Source organism: Glycomyces sp. YM15 (genome assembly GCF_016918015.1).
Lineage (GTDB): Bacteria > Actinomycetota > Actinomycetes > Mycobacteriales > Micromonosporaceae > Glycomyces.
In genome coordinates, this window is the sequence record NZ_JAERMK010000034.1 from 20477 (window position 1) to 37836 (window position 17360).

General features: G+C 70.2%; 17 protein-coding genes and 2 pseudogenes. 8 read left to right on the forward strand and 11 right to left on the reverse strand.

The window, feature by feature from the left end:
• The first annotated feature begins 183 nt into the window (after positions 1-183).
• The 3 genes from JHY01_RS24330 to JHY01_RS24340 all read left to right on the forward strand — a co-directional run bounded on the left by JHY01_RS24330 (position 184) and on the right by JHY01_RS24340 (position 3641).
• Positions 184-1674 (forward strand): glycoside hydrolase family 43 protein, encoded by a 1491-nt coding sequence (locus JHY01_RS24330; protein WP_205328309.1) that lies wholly within the window; start codon positions 184-186, stop codon positions 1672-1674.
• Positions 1675-1789: 115 nt separating this feature from the next.
• On the forward strand, positions 1790-2914 hold the full coding sequence (locus JHY01_RS24335) for a sorbosone dehydrogenase family protein (RefSeq protein WP_240193215.1): 1125 nt from the start codon (positions 1790-1792) through the stop codon (positions 2912-2914).
• A gap of 139 nt (positions 2915-3053) precedes the next feature.
• The gene (locus tag JHY01_RS24340) at positions 3054-3641 is read left to right on the forward strand and encodes a cellulase family glycosylhydrolase (protein WP_205328310.1); all 588 of its coding nucleotides are present in this window, start codon (positions 3054-3056) and stop codon (positions 3639-3641) included.
• Here JHY01_RS24340 and JHY01_RS24345 read toward each other — a convergent pair.
• Both JHY01_RS24345 and JHY01_RS24355 read right to left on the reverse strand, forming a co-directional pair.
• A pseudogene (locus tag JHY01_RS24345) lies at positions 3624-4836 on the reverse strand (ROK family protein). The gene JHY01_RS24340 and the pseudogene JHY01_RS24345 sit on opposite strands and share 18 nt — an antisense overlap.
• Before the next feature lie 120 nt (positions 4837-4956).
• On the reverse strand, positions 4957-5475 hold the full coding sequence (locus tag JHY01_RS24355) for a flavin reductase family protein (protein ID WP_374199586.1): 519 nt from the start codon (positions 5473-5475) through the stop codon (positions 4957-4959).
• Between the two features lie 413 nt (positions 5476-5888).
• Here JHY01_RS24355 and JHY01_RS24360 point away from each other — a divergent pair.
• From JHY01_RS24360 to JHY01_RS24370, 3 genes and pseudogenes are all read left to right on the forward strand, one after another.
• Positions 5889-6851 (forward strand): annotated as a pseudogene (locus tag JHY01_RS24360) (pirin family protein); the annotation flags it as partial.
• Positions 6834-7217, forward strand: a complete 384-nt coding sequence (locus tag JHY01_RS28240; protein WP_205328325.1) for a GNAT family N-acetyltransferase — start codon at positions 6834-6836, stop codon at positions 7215-7217. The pseudogene JHY01_RS24360 and the gene JHY01_RS28240, both read left to right, overlap by 18 nt.
• A gap of 283 nt (positions 7218-7500) precedes the next feature.
• Positions 7501-8088, forward strand: coding sequence for a redoxin domain-containing protein (locus JHY01_RS24370; RefSeq protein ID WP_205328313.1), 588 nt, complete (start codon positions 7501-7503; stop codon positions 8086-8088).
• Between the two features lie 31 nt (positions 8089-8119).
• Here the strand turns inward: JHY01_RS24370 and JHY01_RS24375 are convergent, their stop codons facing one another.
• The 9 genes from JHY01_RS24375 to JHY01_RS24415 all read right to left on the reverse strand — a co-directional run bounded on the left by JHY01_RS24375 (position 8120) and on the right by JHY01_RS24415 (position 15234).
• Positions 8120-8896, reverse strand: a complete 777-nt coding sequence (locus JHY01_RS24375; protein ID WP_205328314.1) for a cytochrome c biogenesis CcdA family protein — start codon at positions 8894-8896, stop codon at positions 8120-8122.
• 81 nt (positions 8897-8977) lie between these two features.
• Positions 8978-9460: a GbsR/MarR family transcriptional regulator gene (locus JHY01_RS24380; RefSeq protein ID WP_205328315.1), complete on the reverse strand. Its 483-nt coding sequence runs from the start codon at positions 9458-9460 to the stop codon at positions 8978-8980.
• A gap of 77 nt (positions 9461-9537) precedes the next feature.
• Positions 9538-10065: a hypothetical protein gene (locus JHY01_RS24385; RefSeq protein WP_205328316.1), complete on the reverse strand. Its 528-nt coding sequence runs from the start codon at positions 10063-10065 to the stop codon at positions 9538-9540.
• 132 nt (positions 10066-10197) lie between these two features.
• On the reverse strand, positions 10198-11556 hold the full coding sequence (locus JHY01_RS24390) for a potassium transporter TrkG (protein ID WP_307814567.1): 1359 nt from the start codon (positions 11554-11556) through the stop codon (positions 10198-10200).
• A 75-nt stretch (positions 11557-11631) separates the two neighbouring features.
• Positions 11632-12762: an NAD(P)/FAD-dependent oxidoreductase gene (locus JHY01_RS24395; protein WP_205328317.1), complete on the reverse strand. Its 1131-nt coding sequence runs from the start codon at positions 12760-12762 to the stop codon at positions 11632-11634.
• A 4-nt stretch (positions 12763-12766) separates the two neighbouring features.
• Positions 12767-12958, reverse strand: coding sequence for a ferredoxin (locus tag JHY01_RS24400; protein ID WP_205328318.1), 192 nt, complete (start codon positions 12956-12958; stop codon positions 12767-12769).
• 11 nt (positions 12959-12969) lie between these two features.
• A complete protein-coding gene (locus JHY01_RS24405) occupies positions 12970-13857 on the reverse strand; it encodes a pyridoxamine 5'-phosphate oxidase family protein (RefSeq protein ID WP_205328319.1) in 888 nt (295 codons plus the stop codon).
• Positions 13858-13931: 74 nt separating this feature from the next.
• Entirely contained in the window at positions 13932-14381 is a 450-nt protein-coding gene (locus JHY01_RS24410; protein WP_205328320.1) for a VOC family protein, read from the reverse strand.
• Positions 14382-14637: 256 nt separating this feature from the next.
• On the reverse strand, positions 14638-15234 hold the full coding sequence (locus JHY01_RS24415) for an ABATE domain-containing protein (protein WP_205328321.1): 597 nt from the start codon (positions 15232-15234) through the stop codon (positions 14638-14640).
• A 240-nt stretch (positions 15235-15474) separates the two neighbouring features.
• Between JHY01_RS24415 and JHY01_RS24420 the strand changes: the two genes are divergently transcribed.
• Together JHY01_RS24420 and JHY01_RS24425 are read left to right on the forward strand one after the other, a co-directional pair.
• Positions 15475-15891, forward strand: a complete 417-nt coding sequence (locus tag JHY01_RS24420) for a pyridoxamine 5'-phosphate oxidase family protein (protein ID WP_205328322.1) — start codon at positions 15475-15477, stop codon at positions 15889-15891.
• Between the two features lie 262 nt (positions 15892-16153).
• The gene (locus tag JHY01_RS24425) at positions 16154-17242 is read left to right on the forward strand and encodes an RICIN domain-containing protein (RefSeq protein ID WP_205328323.1); all 1089 of its coding nucleotides are present in this window, start codon (positions 16154-16156) and stop codon (positions 17240-17242) included.
• Positions 17243-17360 lie beyond the last annotated feature (118 nt).

Consider the following 17360-nt stretch of genomic DNA (forward strand, 5'->3'; position numbering starts at 1 on the left):
CGGGACTTCGCAAGCACCCCTTGCCGAACCGGAGGCCGCCCCTGAAACGGGGCGGCCTCCTTCGGTTTGCGGGGGGGGGGGGGGGGGGTGAGGGAACGGGCGGGGCCGCGGGCCCCACCCCGGGGGTGGAGAATCGGCGATAATCGAGTAAGCGCTTTCCAATCCAAGTGGAGACTGCAGATCATGAACAGCGAGACCTCCCGCAAGCAGATCCGGACGGCCGCTACGTCCCCGGTCATCGCCGGGCTGTTCCCCGACCCGTCGGTGTGCCGGATCGATGAGGACTACTACCTGGCGAACTCCTCGATGGAGTACGCCCCGGCCGTCCCGATCTGGCATTCACGCGATCTGGTCTCGTGGCGGCTGATCGGCAACGCCCTGGACCGGGACGAGCAGTTTCCGGCGGGCCGCTCCTCCGCCAGCCGCGGCATCTACGCCCCGACCCTGCGCCACCACCAGGGCCGGTTCCACCTGGTCACCACCGACATCGACGACCCGCGCGGCGGGCACCTGCTCTTCACCGCCGCTGACGCGGCCGGGCCGTGGTCCGACCCGGTCCACATCGGGGGCATCGACGGCATCGACCCGGACCTGGCATGGGAGGAGGAGGGCACCTGCCTGCTCACCTACTGCTCGTGGAACGACGAGCGGATCGGCATCAGGCAGGTCGCGATCGACCCCGACACCGGTGCGGTGCTCGAGGAGCCCCGCTGGATCTGGCCCGGGACCGGACTGGGCAATCCCGAAGGCCCCCACCTGTACCGGCGCGGCGACTGGTGGCATCTGGTCATCGCCGAGGGCGGCACCGACCGCGGCCACGTGGTCTCGACCGCCCGCTCGCGCTCGCCCCGCGGCCCCTTCGAGGCCGCGCCCCGCAACCCGGTCTACACCTACCGCAGCACCCGCCACCCGGTCCAGAACGTGGGCCACGCCGACCTCGTCGAACGCCCCGACGGCACCTGGGCCGCAGTGCATCTGGGCGTCCGACCGCGCGGGCGCACCCCGCGCTACCACGTGAACGGCCGTGAGACCTTCCTCGTCGAGGTCGAGTGGGCCGAGGACTGGCCGCAGCTCACGCCCTCCGAGGCCGTCCTCCCGGGAACGCCGTGGTCGTTCACGGACGACTTCACCGCGCTGCGGCTCGACCCCCGGTGGGTCTCACCCGGTCTGCGGCCCGACCAATGCACGCGCCTCGTCCCCGAAGGGGTGCGCGTCGAGCCGGCCGCCAGCACCTCGGGCGAGCCGTCGGGACTGTTCTTCCGCGCCGCCGGCAGCCACTGGGAAGCCGACCTCACCGTCGAACCCGGCGACGCCGCCTTCACCGCCGCGGTGCGGATCGACCGCCGGCACTGGTACGGCATCCGCGTGAGAGACGATGTGGCCGAGGTCGTCTCGCATGTCGGCGAGGTCGAAGCCGTCGTCGCCTCCAGGTCGCTGCCCTCCTCAGCGGGCACCTTCGGCATCCGGTCGGTCGAGGCGACCCGGGAGGGACCGGACGACATCGAACTCGGCGTCGTCGATGCCGCGGGCTTCACCGCGCTCGCGCGTCTGGACGGGCGCTACCTCTCGACCGAGGTCGCAGGCGGCTTCACCGGACGCATGATCGGACTCTGGGCCGAAACCGGACCGGTCCTGATCAGGACTGTCGCGTTCGTCGAACACTCCGAGCGGTGACCCTATGCGCTGGTGAGTGAACTGAGCCGGTTGCAGCAGGGACCCTCTAGCGGGCGCCGATCGTTCTAGCATCGCAGTGGACCCTTTTCTCGGCAGTCTCCAAGAGGAGCATCAATTGAAGTCTCGATACGCGCTGGCGCTGCCGACCGCGGTCGCGCTCGGGCTCGCGCTGACCGCTTGCAGCCCTTCGGAGCCGGGCCCGGCCGAGGAACCCGAGTACCAGTCGGCCGCCCCGTCGGAGACCGACGCCGCCGCGTCCGCGCCCGCCGTCCTTCCGGCGGGTGAACCCCAGGTCATCGCCACCGGCTTGGACACTCCGTGGTCCGTGGCGTTCCTCGGCGACACCGCGCTCATCAGCGACCGCGACGACGGCGACATCGTGGAGCTGCTGCCCGGGGGTGAAACCCGGGTGATCGGCACCGTCGCGGGCGTCGTCCACGAGAGCGAGTCCGGCCTCCTCGGCCTAGCGGTGGACGACCAGGACCGTCTCTACGCCTACTCGACCGGGGCGGACGGGAACCGCATCCAGCGCTTCGCGCTCACCGGCGAACCCGGTTCCCTCGGCCTCGGCGACCCCGAGACGCTGCTCGACGGCATCCCTTCGGCGCCCTATCACGACGGCGGTCGGATCGCGATCAGCCCTGACGGGATGCTCTACGCCACCACCGGCGACGCCGGGAACCGCGACGACGCCCAGGACCTCGACAGCCTCGGCGGGAAGATCCTGCGCATGACCCTCGACGGGGGCGTCCCGGACGACAATCCGTACCCCGGCTCGCTCGTCTACAGTTACGGGCATCGCAACCCCCAAGGTCTGGCCTGGGCCGTGGACGGCACGATGTTCGCCGCCGAGTTCGGCCAGGACACCTGGGACGAGCTCAACATCATCGAACCGGGCGGCAACTACGGTTGGCCCGTGGTCGAAGGGATCAGCGACGGCGGCGATGAGGACGACTACATCGATCCCGTCCAGCAGTGGAACCCCGATGACGCCAGCCCCAGCGGCATCGCGATCATCGAGGGCACGATCTTCATCGCCAACCTCCGCGGCGAGGTCCTGCGGGCCGTCCCCGTCGCCGACCCCGGCGCCGCCACCGAGTACTACGGGGGCGAGTTCGGTCGCATCCGCGCGGTGACCGCCTCGCCTGAGGGCGACCTGTGGTTCACCACCAGCAACACCGACGGCCGCGGCGATCCGGGCGGCGACGACGACCGCCTCGTCAGCGTCGAACTCGGCTGAGGCCGATCGCACTCGTCCCCTTCGGGCGATCCGGCCGCGGGCCGCCTGGAGCGTCGGCCGCTGCGGCACCGACGTCGGCTGGAACGGCTCCATCGCGGCCGGGCTCGCCGGCTCGGGCTCCACCGACGCCCCCACCTCGTTGAGCCTCAACGGGATCGCCTGCGGTGAACAGGGCGAGCCCACCGAGACGCCCACCGATCCCGAGACCTCCGAGCCCCCGACCGGCGGCACTCCGAGCGCCCTCTCCGTGGAAGGCAACGAACTCGTCGACGCCGAAGGCGCCACAGTGGTGCTCAACGGCTTCAACCGCACCGGCACCGAGTGGCCGTGCATCCACGGCTGGGGCTTCGTGGACGGTCCCGTCGACGACGCCGCGATCGAGGCGATCACCTCCTGGAACCCGAACGCGGTCCGGGTGCCGATGAACGAGCAGTGCTGGCTGGGGCGGCAGGCCTACCGCGACTTCATCGACGACTGGGTCACGCGCCTCACCGAGGCCGGCGCCTACGTCATCCTCGACCTGCATTGGAACGCGCACGGCACTGAGCAGGCCGAGGCCCGGCAGAAGATGGCCAACACGGACCACTCCATCGGCTTCTGGGAGTCGGTGGCCGTGCAGTTCAAGGACAACCCGGCGGTCCTGTACGACCTGTACAACGAGTCGCACGACATCTCCGAGGAGTGCTCGAGGACGGCTGGGAGCGACCGGTCAGCGCGCCGGCGCTGACCGGTCGCCGAGGTTCGGCGACTCGAGCAGGTTGCGCAGCACCACCATGGCGGCGCCGACGGCCGCGGCGCACGAGACGTCGTCGGCGAGCTCCACCCGGACGCTGTGCACGTGGCGCATGAACACGGCCTGGTCGACCTCGGCTTGGATGCTCTCGCGGTAGAGCGGGCCGACCTCGGCGAAGGCGTTCCCGGCGAGGACCACCCGGCCGACGTCGAGCAGGTTCACCAGGCTCACGGTGGCCACCGCCAGCGCCCGCGCCGAGACCGCGATGAGTTCGGCCGCTTCGGCGTCCCCGGACATGGCCGCACGGCCGATGCCGCGGAAGTCGGTGAGCGGATCGCGGCCCAGCGCCAGCCGCGAGACCAGCCCCGGGTCGCGCCGCGCCCGATGGGCGATCGCGACCGCCCCGGCGACGGCGTCGACGCATCCGCGGTTGCCGCAGGCGCACCTGGGCCCGTTCGCGTCGACGGAGATGTGGCCCAGCTCCAGCCCGTTCGAGGTCGCCCCGCGGTAGGGATAGCCGTCGATGATGAGGCCCGCCGATGCCGCCGGACATGAAGACGACGGTGAAGTTCGAGGCGGCGTCGCCCAGTGTCTGCGATCCGATGCCGGCTGCGGTGGCGTCGTTCTCGATGGCGACGGGCAGGCCGGTCGCCTCGGCCAAGGTCGCCGCGAGCGGATACCCCTGCCAAGCGGGGGTCGGCTGCGGCGTGAGGAGCACACCCGTGTCGCGTTGCTGCGGGCCGTAGGTGGCGAGGCCGATGCCGAGTACGTCGGGGCGGGCGACTCCCGCCGAGTCCAGCAGGGCCTGCACGTGTGCCGCGAACTCCGGGAGTACCGCTTCGGGTTCCCGCTCGCCCGGCGTCGGTATCTCGCGCTGCGCCACGACGCGGCCCGCCAGGTCGACGAGCACGCCCACCGCGGAGTACCGGTCGAATTGGATCCCGACCATGTGGCAGGCCCCGGCCTGCAGCTCGAGGAGGCGGCGCGGCGTGCCCCGGTGGGACGGCGCCGTGCCGACCTCGTGCACGAAGCCCAGCGCGATCAGCTTGCGGACGGCGTTGGTCATGGTGGCGCGCGTGAGCCCGGTGGCTTCGGCGAGCTCGACGCGGCTGAGGGTGGTCCGCTCGCGGAGGATGTCGAGGATCAGGGCGACAGTCGGCAGGCGCGTGTCCGAACCGAACGCTCTCAATGCGGCCTCCTGGTGGGACGTCCCTTGAGTGACAAGCGGGGTCGGCCCTACCCTACCGTTCGCCGGAACGTCTCCGTCACATCGAGCAGGGTCGATCCAATGCGGCCCTGCCCGCGGCGGTCACAGGATCGGCGCGGCCGCGCAGTAGCCTCCCGCGTGGTAGACGAGCGGGTCGCGGTCCTCATCGGATTCGATGGCGGTGACCAGGCCGACGACGAGGTGGTGGTCGCCGACCTCGAACCGGTCCTGGATGACGGCCCGCAGCCGCGCGGGGGCTCCGTGGAGGACCGGCTCCCCGGTGTCGAGGCGCGACCACGCGGTGGGGGAGGCGAAGCGGTCGGCGCCGCGCGCGGCGAAGCGTGCCGCGAGGTCGTGCTGGCCCGCGGCGAGGAAGTTCGCCGTGAAGCTCTCGGCGGCCGCGAGCGTGGCCCAGACCGAGGAGACGGTGGCGACGGCGAAGGACACCAGCGGCGGTGCGAGCGAGACCGACGCGAGCGAGGTGGCGGTGAACCCGGCGGGCCCGTGGCCGGCGTCGGCGCAGATCACCGTCACTCCGGCCGGGTGGGAGCGAAAGAGCGAGCGGTAGTCGTCGGGGGCGACGCCGGCGTGCGCGGCGGTCCGGGCGGCAGCGGTCAACATGGGTCCTCGGCAGGTTGCGGCACGGGCTCACCGGTGGGCGGGCCCGCGTCAGTCGAATGGGGACGATGGGTTCCGAGCGGCACCGCTGGAGCGGGCGCTATGCCAAGGAACGGGGACAGATGGCGCTCGCGGCGCGCATCTGATCGATCTCGCGCCGCCGCGTGAGGAAGGCGGACGACATGCAGGCGACAGTAGCGGCACGGACCCGCCCGCGCCACCGCCGTCCCGCATCTCGGGCCGCGCCGGCCCGCCGGCCTCGGTTCCGCTGCGCCGAGTGCCCGCTCATGGCGGCGCCCGATCGCCGCGGCTTCCAGAAAAGACGCCGTCGACCGAGGGAACGAAGGACATGATGGTGGGGCTATGCTCGAGCGATATAGATGATGTGACAACTAGTCGGATGGCGGGTGGTCCCGATGAGCAATGTGGAAGCGGCTCCGGAAGCGATGCAGTGCTCGGCGCAGGCCGACGGCGCGACCGAGGTCGAGGTGCTCTCGGCGCGCGAAGTGCCGCTCGGCGGTCCGCGAGGACTGCAGGTGCGGCGCACGCTGCCGCAACGTGCCCGGACCCTGATCGGGGCCTGGTGCTTCGCCGACCACTACGGCCCGATCGAGGTCCCGTCCACGGGCGGCATGGACGTCCCGCCGCACCCGCACACCGGACTCCAGACCGTGAGCTGGCTCTTCAAAGGCGAGGTCGAGCACCGCGACACGTTCGGCAGCCACGCGATCATCCGCCCCGGCGAGCTCAACCTGATGACCGGCGGCCGCGGCATCGCCCACTCAGAGGTCTCCACTTCGGACACGGCGGTCCTGCACGGCGTCCAGCTCTGGGTCGCGCTGCCCGAAGCGGACCGGAACACCGGGCGCGACTTCCAGCACCACGCGCCCGAGCCGGTGCGGCTCGACGGCGCCGAGATCCGGGTCTTCCTCGGCGCCCTCGCGGGTGACACCTCCCCGGTGCGGACGTTCACCCCGCTCCTCGGCGCCCAGATCGACCTCGAACCGCACGCCGCGATCACGCTCGGCGTCGACGCCGGATTCGAGCACGGCCTCCTCGTCGACACCGGCGACATCCGCATGGGCGGCACTGTGATCCGCCCCGCCGAACTCGGCTATCTGGCTCCCGGCGTGGACGTCCTGACCGTCTCGAACTGCTCCGACGAACCGGCGCGGGCGATCCTGCTCGGCGGCCCGCCGTTCGAGGAGGAGATCGTCATGTGGTGGAACTTCATCGGTCGCAGCCACGACGACATCGTCCAGGCCCGCGAGGACTGGGAGGCCGCCTCCGACCGCTTCGGGACCGTCGAGGGCTACCCCGGCCGCCGGCTGCCCGCCCCGACCCTGCCGAACGCGGTCATCATGCCGCGGCGCAACCCGTCGGTCAAGGAGGAATCGGAGGAGCACGACGAGCCGGTCGTGCGCCGGGTCGACGCCGAACGGCTCTACGAGATCGCGGTGGAGGGTGCACGCGCCGGGCTCACCGCCTATCGCGACCGCGGCGGCCAGCGGATCTTCTACCACACCGAAGTGGACAAGGCGTTCGCGCGACAGGGCCTCGCCTCGCGGCTGGTAGAGCAGGCCCTGGCCGATACGCGTGCGGCCGGCAAGCGGGTCGTGCCCGTCTGCCCCTACGTCGCGAGATTCATCAAGAAGCACCCCGAGTTCGACGACATCGCCGACCCGGCCACGCCGGAACTCCTGCAATGGCTGGAGATCGAACTGGGCACCTCGGACCGAGGCTGAGAACGGGCTGCGACCGGCGGCGCCGGCCTACCGTGCGCCCGCAGGCTTCAGCGCGATGGCGGGTTCGGGCAACAGCCCGCGCGGCCGTCCTCGCGCAGGGTTTCGCGACTTGTAAGGTCCGCGAGCGCCCTATGCGTGCTGTACTCAAGGCTCCTGATCGGCGCCTCGCCCCGGACCGCCTCGGCCCAGGCGTCGGGCGCAGACTCGGTGGACGTCTGACCTCTTCACACCCCCCGGTCGGCTCCGGCCGGATCTCATGATGCTCACGAAAGGTGCGAAACCTATGCGACGAACCCTGACCGGATTCGCGGCAGCGGGTCTGGCCGCCGTCCTCGTCCTCGGCGGCTGCGGCTCCGAGGACGATCCCGCGGACGAGGCCACGACGGCCGATCCCGCCACCGAGTCGTCGACGGAGGACGGCGCGGCCGAAGCGACGACCGAAGCGGAGATGGCGGTCCCCGAGCTCCTCGATTTCACCGCGACCACGCTCGACGGCGAGGCGTTCGAGGGCGCCTCGCTCGCGGGCAGCCCGGTCGTCCTGTGGTTCTGGTACGAGGACTGCCCGATCTGCCAGAGCCAGGGGCCCGCGGTGGCCTCGCTGATCGAATCCGAGGGCGACCGCGTCGCCGTCGTGGGCGTCTCCGGCGCGGGCCTCTCGGGCACGAGCAGCGCCGATGAGATGGAGGCGTTCGTGTCGGACACCGGCACCGGGGACGCGACGCATCTGCAGGGCGAGGACGGTGAACTCTGGACCCGGTTCGGGGTCGCCTCGCAGAGCACCTACGTCCTGCTCGACTCCCACGGCGAGGTCGTCGATTCCGGCTCGTTCTCGGCCGACGACCTGGAGGAGAAGGTCGCCGACCTCTCCTAGTGCCCCTGCGGCGGCCCGGTCGGGTCGCCGCTCACCGTCCCAGACCCGATCGCACGAGTTCCTCCAGGAAGCGCTGCACCGTCCTGGCGCCCTCGACGATCGGGTCTTGCGCGTCCCCGCCGTTGAGCACCCGTAGGTCCCACCAGCCGTAGTAGGCGACGTAGAGTCCCGCGATGAGCAGTAGGACGCCGACGACGCGCAGCACCTTGGGGAACTGCCGTTTGAGCCACACCACGAGCCCCTGCCTGGCCAGTGCGATCGCCAGCGACACCACGCCGATGACCAGCGACATCCCGAGTGCGTAGGCCAGGAACATGGCGGTGCCGCCGAGGACCGAGGCCGAGCGGAAGCTCTGGGTCATGACCGCCAGGAACGGCGCCACGGTGCATGAGAGCGAGGCGATCGCGAAGAACACGCCGAAGAGGGTCATCGACCCGAGCGAGCGTTTCACCTCGCGTCCTGCGAGTTTCGGCATGAACGCGGGCAGCTCGCGTCCGAGCAGCAGCCAGACGCCGGCCGCGGCGGCTGCCGCGCCGACGATCATCGTCACCCACGGCAGGTAGGCGGTGATGCTCACGGCGGCAAGGGAGATGAGCAGGCCGAAGGTGCCGAAGACGGTGACGAAGCCGAGGGTCATGGCGAAGGTGAAGAGCAGAGCGCGGCCCAGTGCCCGGCGTCGGGAGACGGTCTCGTCGGCTTCGCCGGAGATGAGGAAGCCGGCGTAGACGGGGAGGAGTGCGAAGCCGCACGGGTTGACCGCGGCCACGGCGCCGGCGACCAGTGCCAGGGCGAAGGGGAGTTCCTGCATGGCCCAAGTCTGACGCGCGACCGCAACCGCCGGGCGGCCGGACCTCGACCCGATCGCCGGGGACCGCCGGTGTGCGGGCGCTCAGCGGCGCTCGGTGTCCCACCGCTCCATGAGGGCGGGGAGTTCCGCGGCGAGCCAGGAGAAGAAGTCGTGCATGTCGCGCAGGCGGCCACTGCGTTCGGCGGGGGCGTCGGCGAACAGAGCGAGCCCGCGAGCGGTGGTCTCGGTGAAGACCGAGTATTGGGCGGCCTGCTGTTTGACGAGGTCAGCCATGGCGCTGGGCCGGATCGTGTAGTAGTCGGCGCGCTCGCCGGGTTTGGAGGTCTTGGCTATCCAGCCCGCGGTGGTGAGGAACTTCAGGGCGGTCGAGATCGAGCCCTTGGACGCCTGCAGCGCTTCGGCGATCTGCCCGAAGGTCTGCTCGGGCGGGTCGCAGACGAGCAGCCAGCCCATGACGCGGCCGGTCATGCGGACCAGGCCGAGCCGTTCCATCATGATCGCGAACTCTTCGACGAACGCGCGCGTCTCGGCGTCGGCGGGGGAGGACTCGTCCTGGTCGGTCATGGGTCCAGTATTCCTTCCGGGTCGTGGATGCGCCGAAAGCGGGGCGGGCCGGTGTGCCCGCCCCGCTGGGGGCTCTTTCAGACGGTGGTCGTCGCCTTCGTCCGCTCGGGGTAGAGCGGCAGCTTCCGCCATTTGGCGAAGCCGAGGACCACGGCGTTGACGACGATGAGGGCGATGGCGTAGATCGGTACGACGTGCATGAAGCCGTCGAAGTCGGTGTTCACCCACACCCACGCGGCCTTGTAGGCGACGCCGATGTTGACCACCCACAGGCCGATGCCGATGGAGTGGCGCCAGAACGCCCAGACGATGCCGCCCAGGAAGCACGGGACGGTGCCGAGGCTGACCACCGTCTGCCAGCCGGGCTGGGCGAACAGTTCGGCCTCCATGTCGAGGATGGCCTGGGCGGCGGGGTCGACCTCGTCCGGCTCGGGGAACCAGAAGAAGCTCGAGAGCATCGCGACGATCGAGAGGCTCATCCACCAGCCTTGGCGGCGCCAGGCGAAGACGGCGATCGGGATGAAGAACAGCGGCCGGATGTACCAGCTGATCGGGTTGAGATGGCGGGGCCAGGCCCAGGCGAAGAAGTCGGTGAGCAGTTCCATGGCGTGCTCCTCGGAGGAACAGGCGCTCGCGGTGGTTCCGCAAGTGCAGTATGTTCAGTAAAGACTGAACATACAGAATATTCAAGATTGATCCTGTGAATTGTGACGACGGTCTCTCTTCGGCCCTCGGTGTCAGCTGACGAGCGGGCGCTCCTCGGGGAAGCTGTAGCGGCGCTGCCTGGCACGCAGCGCGAGGGCGGCGGCCACGGCGACGGTCCCGACACGGCCGACGAACATGAGGACGATGACCACCACTTGGCTGACCGGAGGCAGCTGCGGCGTGATCCCGGTGGACAGACCCACGGTCCCGAAGGCCGAGATCGTCTCGAACAGGACCCGGTCGAGGCTGAGGGCGCTGTCGATCATGACGATCGCGGTACCCACCGCAACAGCGGCGACGCCGAGGAGCGCGACCGTGAGCGCCTGGCGCTGCGTGGCGGAGGGAATCTTGCGGCCGAACGCCGCGACATCGGGCTCACCGCGGATCTCCGACCAGATCACCACCGCCAGCAGCGTGAACGTGGTGACCTTGATGCCCCCGGCGGTGCCGGCGGGGCCGCCGCCGATGAACATGAGCGCGTCGGTCACCAGCCACGTCTCCGGCCGGAGGTCGCCCACGGAGAGGTTGTTGAACCCGGAGGTCCGTGGTTGGACCCCCGCGACGAAGGCCGCCAGCAGCTTGTCCGCCGTCCCGAGCGGGCCGAGGGTGGCGGGGTTGCTCCACTCCAGGACCGCATAGGCCGCGAAGCCGACCACGAGCAGGATGCCGGTGGTGATCACCGTGATCCTGGTGTGCAGCGACCAGCCCGGCTGGGCCTGGGCGCGGTACCTGCCGAGGCTCGTGCGGGCTTTGCGGAGCACCTCCACCAGGACCGGGAATCCGATGCCGCCGATGACGACTGCGGCGCAGATCGGCAGGAGGATGAGCGGATCGGCCACGAACTGCATGAGGCTGTCGGCCTCCAGCCCGAACCCGGCGTTGTTGAACGCCGAGACCGCGTGGAAGACCCCGTGCCAGACCGCCTCACCGCCCGAGTAGCCATAGTGGTGGTAGAACCGCAGCACCAGGATCAGCGCCACGACCGACTCGACTCCGAGGGTGGTCAGGGCGACCCAGCGCACGACCTTGCCGACGTCGCCGAGTTGGAGCGCGCTGTTCTCGCTGAGCGCGAGCAGCCTGCCCCGCAGCCGAACGCGGCCGATCACCATGATCCCGAGCAGCGTGCTGGCCATGATGATCCCGAACCCGCCGACCTGGATCAGGGCGACGATCACGACCTCGCCGAAACCCGACCAGTAGGTGGCGGTGTCGACCACGACCAGCCCGGTCACGCAGACCGCCGACATCGACGTGAACAGCGCGGTCAGTGCCGGTGCGGCCGTACCCGTCTCGGTCGAGACGGGCAGCATGAGCAATACCGTCCCGACGACGATGACGGCCAAGAACGCCAGCGGCACCAGCCGCGCCGGGTGCTGCAATGCTCGAATCACCACCGAACTCTAAGTCCTGCGCCCCCGGCGAAACCGCCCGGTCGGCTGCGGTCCCACCAGTGCGAACGCCGACGGTCACGCGAGCTCCGCGGCGATGCGCCGCCGGTACTCCGGCAAGGCGCTCGCGAATCCCGCCGCGGCGACGCCGACCAGGCGGCCGCGGAGGCGGTACTCGGCGATGAAGCGGTGCCCCGGCTCCCGCGCCACGAGCCGCGAATCGCAGTCGGCGCCGGTGAAGCCGAGCGCCTGGAGGCGCCTGCCGTACAGATGCGACCAGAAGTTCGGCAGGGGCGCGTAGCGGCTGGTCCGGCCCAGGAGCGCCCGTGCGGCGTGCGCGCCCTGCTCGGCCGCGTTGGCGTAGTGCTCGATACGCAGCGTTCGCCCGCTGTGCAGCGGATGCGGCCATCTCGCGACGTCGCCCGCGGCGGCGATGCCGGGCGCCGCCAATCCGTCGGGCCCGACGATGACGCCGCCCTCGCCGCCCAGCCCGGTTCCCCGCAGCCACTCGGTCTCGGGCTCGGAACCCAGGGCCGCCACGACCAGATCGGCCGGCACGGTCCGGCCGTCGTCGAGATGCACGCGCTCGACCCGCCCGGTCCCGGACACGCCGGTCACGCGGCCGGTGCGGATCGTGACGCCGTGTTCGCGGTGCCTCGCCTCGGCGATCGCTCCGGCCTCCGCCCCGAGCACGCTCCGCAGCACGGGCGTCCCGGTGACGAGCGTGACCTCCAAGCCGAGCCCGCGCAGCGTAGCGGCGGTCTCGGAACCGATGAAGCCGCCGCCGACCACGACGGTGCGCGGCCCCGCACCGAGCTCCCGGCGCAGGCCCCGGGCGTCATCCAGCCCGCGTAGGACATGGACGCCCGGCAGGTCCGCCCCCTCGCGCAGCGTCTTGGCGCGCAGGCCCGTCGCGATCACGAGGCCGTCGAAGGCGACCGCGGCTTCGCCGACCAGGACCGCGCGGCGCTCGAGGTCGAGCCCGGTGGCGGCGCGGCCGAGCATCCACGTCGCGCCGATCTCGTCGGCACCGCGCAGTGTGAGGTCGTCGTCGGCCAGAAGGTGCTCTTTGGACAGCGGCGGGCGCCGATACGGCCGATGCGGCTCGGCGCCGATCACGGTCAGGTCGCCGTCGAAGCCGAGCCGACGCAGCTCCCGGCCCGCACTGAACCCGGCCAGGCCCGCCCCGACGATCGCGATGCGTCGCACGGGGTCAGCCCTGCTCGATGAATATGGCCTGCACGGGGCACATCAGGGCGGCCTGCTCGATCTTCGCCCGCAGGCCGTCGTCGGGTCCCGGGTCGTAGACGAGTTCGTCGTCATCGTCGAGCGCGAAGGCCTCCGGTGCGGCGAAGACGCACTGCGCGTGGGTCTCGCACTTGGCCATGTCGACACGGATCTTCATTTCATGTCCTTTCAGGACGGATTGAACTTGGAGTACTTCTCGAACGTCCAGCGCATCGGGAACGCGTGCTCGATCTCCACGGCGCGTTCGAGCTCGAAGTCGACCACCCGCTGCGCCCCGGGGAGATCGGCGGCGCGCCGCGGGTCCCAATCGGTACGGGCGCGGCCGCTCAGGTACAGGGCGTGCCCGTGCTCCCAGTCGAGGAACAGCAGCCCGCAGCGCGCGTCGAGCTCCAGGTTGCCCAGCGTCATGTACATCGAGTTGCCGATGTAGTCGGGCCAGGTCAGCGTCCGTTCGCCGGTGACGGCGACGAAGCCGGGATTGCCGCCCCGGTGGGACGCGTCGGTGCCCTTGCCTTCGGCCAGTGTCGCGACCACGAACGTGTCGGCACCGGAGATCCACTGCCGCTGCGCAGCGGTCAAGACCGTCCCGGTCCGCGAAGCGCCTTGGGCCCCAACGTCGAAGGAACCCTCGGGGCGCCGTGTCTGGAGATACTTGGGGCAGTTCGAATAGACCTGGTCGGTACGGATGAGGAGGCCGCCGCCGACGCGGCGGGCGGTCCCGTTGATGCGCATGCGCCGACGCGTCGACGGTTCGATCGCGAGGATGCCGAGGTCGCGTTCGACCTTGAAGGCCTCGGCGAGCGGATCGGCCCCGGCGGGAGCGCGGTCCACGACCACGGTGCGCTCATCGGCGGACGACACGAATCCCGCCGGTCCGGCCAGAGCGCTGGCCCAGACCAGGCCTGCGTCGTCGGCGGCGCCGATCGCGATGAGGCGCTGGCGGGCGAGGAAGTCGGCGGCGACGGGCGGGATCGTGTCGCCGACGTGGGCCGAGCCCCATTTCCCGGCGTCGACTCCGGCTCTGCGCTGGACTGCGGTTTCTCCTGGGTGGTGCATGGGACTCCCTTTCTTTGTCAGCGGCACAGTGGGCAGGCCCGGGCCGCCCGCCGGGGCGGCCCGGGCGGATCGGTCTAGAAGAAGCCGCAGGTGGGGGCGTCCGCAACCGGAGCCGGTGCGGTGTCGGCGCCTGAGGGCGCGTAGATCTCCAGGCGGATGCCGTCGGGGTCGGCGAAGAACACGCCGCCGGAGGAGGCGCCCTCGCCGTGCGGGACGATCCCGTCGTAGAAGAGCGGGGCCCCGAGCCTTTCCAGCGTGGCCTCGGCCGCCTGCACGGTCTCGATGTCGGGGACTTCGAACGAGAGATGGTGCAGGCCGGGAAGGTCGGTGGCGAACTCGCCGTTGCTCTGCTCCCACAGGGCGATGACCAGCGTGCCGTCGGCGCCGAGGAGCGCGAACCTGCGATCGCCGTCGGTCCGTGCGCCGAACACCTCGAAGTTGAAGAGCGCTTTGTAGAACGCGATGGACCGGTCCAGGTCCGAGACGTTGAGCGCGACGTGGCCGGTCTTGAAGGCGGTGCCCATGGTGACTCCTTGACAATTCTAATGGTTGTTCCGTTAGAAATGATCCTGCCACATCAAACTAACGGATGCAAACCTGTCTGTCGTTAGAAAAACTGTGATGAGCGCGATGCGCCGGTCGTGGAATGTTCGGAGGCACGACGAAGGGCCGCAACCGAAGTCGCGGCCCTTTTCGGGGTTCGGATCAGCTGGTTCCCCGGAGGAACCTGTCGCCGACTCGCCGCAGCCAACGGCGGACACGAGTGTCAAACCCCGGACTTCAGTCCCGGGTAGTCGACTGTTCGGACTTGTGGCGGGCGTAGTGCCGGGCGGCGCGGGCCCGGTTGCCGCACCCTGCCGAGCACCACTCGCGCCTGGGGTGGTCCTTGACGAAGTACAGGACGCAGCCGGGTCCGTAGCAGGCCCGCAGTTCGTCGCGGCCGGGCCCGGTCAGCAGCCCGATGGCCTGCGCGGCCACCGACGACCGGCTGCGGGCGGCGGTCGATCCGCCGCCCGCCCGGCTCGCCTGCAGGTGGCCGCCGCGGAATTCCAGTCGCGGCCAGGCCGGCGCCGCCTCGATCGCGCGATTGACCTCGGCCACCGCCTCGTCGACCGCAGCGGTCGGCGACGCGGCCTTTTCGCGCGTGTCATCGGTGACGAACGCGGCCAGCCGGCGCAGCGCGTCGCGGAGCGCGCGGAAGGCGGCGAGATCGGCCTCCCCCAATGCGCTGCCTTCGTGCTCGGAGCCGACCGCGGCGAGCCAGGCGCCCAGGTCATCGACCGTGGCGAGGTCGTCGTGCAGGCTGGAGCGGTCGGCCCAGATCGTGTTCATGAGCCGGACCGGCACCGGTTCGTCGGGATGCAGCAAAGCAGGCATTATCTAACGATAACACCGCGTACTAATCGTTAGAAGACTTCGGGACGGCACACCCTTCGCGGTTCCGAGTCCCGGTCGGGTCCTTCCGTCGGCGTTCGCTCGGCCACCGGCTCGCGGCGCTGCTACGGTCGAGTCGTAGGGCATTCGCGCGCTCGGTCTGAGCGGATGGCCCGCAACCTCCAGTCGCCTGCGAGAACGCCATCCGTCGAAGGCTGCTGGGCCGCACTGTTGGGAGTGGACATGGAGAACGAGCGGAAGCCGGTGGAGCTCGATCCGAAGGTCGCCATGGGGCTGTTGACACACGCAGAATTCGGGCGCGTCGCCTTCGTCGCCGGCGGCCTGCCGACGATCAGGCCCCTCAACCATGCGGTCTTCGAAGGCCGCATCTTCGTCCACACGCGGCATTCCTCGGTGTTCGCCGAGGCCGTCCGGGCGCGTCCGGGCCTGGAGGTCGCCTATCAGGTCGACGAGATCAAACCCCACAGCAGGCTCGGCTGGAGCGTCCTCGTCGCGGGAGCCGCCACCGACGTCACCGGCGAGCGCGGCGCCGAGCAGCTCGGGAAGCGGGTCCGGTCCTGGATCGACCGGCCGCTCGACACGGTCATCGCCATCAAGCCGCGAACGGTGACCGGTCTGCGGCTCACCATCGGCGACTGACCCGCACGCGTTCGAGCGCGTCGAGCGTCTCGGACCACGAGCACGTCCATTCCGCCCCGGGGGCCGGTGTCGGCGGTGTGCGCGCCATGGGTGCTCGCGAGTGTCTTCGCTCGGCCCCGGATTTCTGCTGTCCTCCGCCACTTGCGGTGCCGTGCTCTGGTTATGTAAATTGAAGAAATTAAATATCACGGTCATCAATGTCTACTGGCCTCGACCCAGTTCCCGATCGTGATCACTTCTCTCCGAATAGGACCGGCACACCATGACCTCCTCCTCATCCGCGACGGCCGCGATGCGGCCGCGGCGACTCGCCCTGGCGATCGCCGTGCTCCTCGCGGCGTCCCTCGCAGCCGCTTCCATGGCCCTCTGGCAGAGCGCCAAGGCCGACGCGCTCCAAATCGGCACCTGGTACAACCTCGAGTCCCGGCATTCGGGGTTGGTGATGGGCATCCGAGCGGCCTCGACCTCCAGTGGCGCCGAGCTGGTGCAGTGGCCCAGCAACGGCTCCCACGACCAGCAGTTCCGCTTCGTCGACGCGGGCGGCGGCTACTACAAGATCCAAGTGCGCCATTCGAACCAGGTGCTCGACGTCGACGGCGGCAGCACCGCCGACGGCGCCAAGATCCAGCAGTGGGGCGACGCGGGCACCACGAACCAGCAGTGGAAGGTGACCGAATCGGGCGGGTACGCCACGATCGTGAACCGCGCTTCGGGCAAGGCGCTCGACGTCTGGGAGTGGTCGACCGCCGCAGGCGGCCGGATCTCCCAGTACGCGTCCACCGGCGGCGCGAACCAGCAATGGAAGCTCGTCCCCGTCGGCGCCACCGGCCTGCCCCCGGGCGTCGACGTCCTCGACGGGTTCGGCGAAGGCACCACCGGCGGCCAGGGCGGCACCACCGTCACCGTCACCAACCAGGCCGATCTCGAGCGGTACGCGGCCGCCTCGGGCGCGTACGTCATCAAGGTCGCGGCCACGATCAATATGAGCCCCAAGGGCAGAGAGATCCCGGTGGCGTCGAACAAGACGATCATCGGCGTCGACGAGTCCGGGCAGATCGTCGGCGGCGGGTTCTTCCTCGGCGACGCCACGAGCAACGTGATCCTCCGCAACCTCACCATCCGCGACACCAAGATGCCCGACGACGACCCGGACGACAAGGTCTACGACTACGACGGCATCCAGATGGACGGGGCCGACCGCGTCTGGATCGACCACAACCGCATCTACAACATGAACGACGGCCTCATCGACTCCAGGAAGGACACCACGAACCTCACGGTCTCCTGGAACCACCTGGGCCCGAACAACAAATCGTTCGGCATCGGCTGGACCGAGAACGTCGGGGCTTAACCCTTTGACGTTGACACCTTGATCTCCCGGGCCGGTAGGGTTCGGGTTGCAAGGAGTGAAGAGTGTCGACCTCGAAGTATCATCGCCGGTTTCCCGAGGAGTTCAAGGCCGAAGCGGT

Excerpts from the sequence above, each read along its gene's own strand:
- JHY01_RS24420 (WP_205328322.1), top strand. The coding sequence starts at position 15,475 with ATGGAGAACGAGCGGAAGCCGGTGGAGCTCGATCCGAAGGTCGCCATG.
- JHY01_RS28240 (WP_205328325.1), top strand. The coding sequence starts at position 6,834 with ATGCCGCGGCGCAACCCGTCGGTCAAGGAGGAATCGGAGGAGCACGAC.
- JHY01_RS24375 (WP_205328314.1), bottom strand. The coding sequence starts at position 8,896 with ATGCAGGAACTCCCCTTCGCCCTGGCACTGGTCGCCGGCGCCGTGGCC.
- JHY01_RS24415 (WP_205328321.1), bottom strand. The coding sequence starts at position 15,234 with ATGCCTGCTTTGCTGCATCCCGACGAACCGGTGCCGGTCCGGCTCATG.
- JHY01_RS24355 (WP_374199586.1), bottom strand. The coding sequence starts at position 5,475 with ATGTTGACCGCTGCCGCCCGGACCGCCGCGCACGCCGGCGTCGCCCCC.
- JHY01_RS24385 (WP_205328316.1), bottom strand. The coding sequence starts at position 10,065 with ATGGAACTGCTCACCGACTTCTTCGCCTGGGCCTGGCCCCGCCATCTC.
- JHY01_RS24330 (WP_205328309.1), top strand. The coding sequence starts at position 184 with ATGAACAGCGAGACCTCCCGCAAGCAGATCCGGACGGCCGCTACGTCC.
- JHY01_RS24425 (WP_205328323.1), top strand. The coding sequence starts at position 16,154 with ATGACCTCCTCCTCATCCGCGACGGCCGCGATGCGGCCGCGGCGACTC.
- JHY01_RS24400 (WP_205328318.1), bottom strand. The coding sequence starts at position 12,958 with ATGAAGATCCGTGTCGACATGGCCAAGTGCGAGACCCACGCGCAGTGC.
- JHY01_RS24410 (WP_205328320.1), bottom strand. The coding sequence starts at position 14,381 with ATGGGCACCGCCTTCAAGACCGGCCACGTCGCGCTCAACGTCTCGGAC.
- JHY01_RS24405 (WP_205328319.1), bottom strand. The coding sequence starts at position 13,857 with ATGCACCACCCAGGAGAAACCGCAGTCCAGCGCAGAGCCGGAGTCGAC.
- JHY01_RS24380 (WP_205328315.1), bottom strand. The coding sequence starts at position 9,460 with ATGACCGACCAGGACGAGTCCTCCCCCGCCGACGCCGAGACGCGCGCG.
- JHY01_RS24370 (WP_205328313.1), top strand. The coding sequence starts at position 7,501 with ATGCGACGAACCCTGACCGGATTCGCGGCAGCGGGTCTGGCCGCCGTC.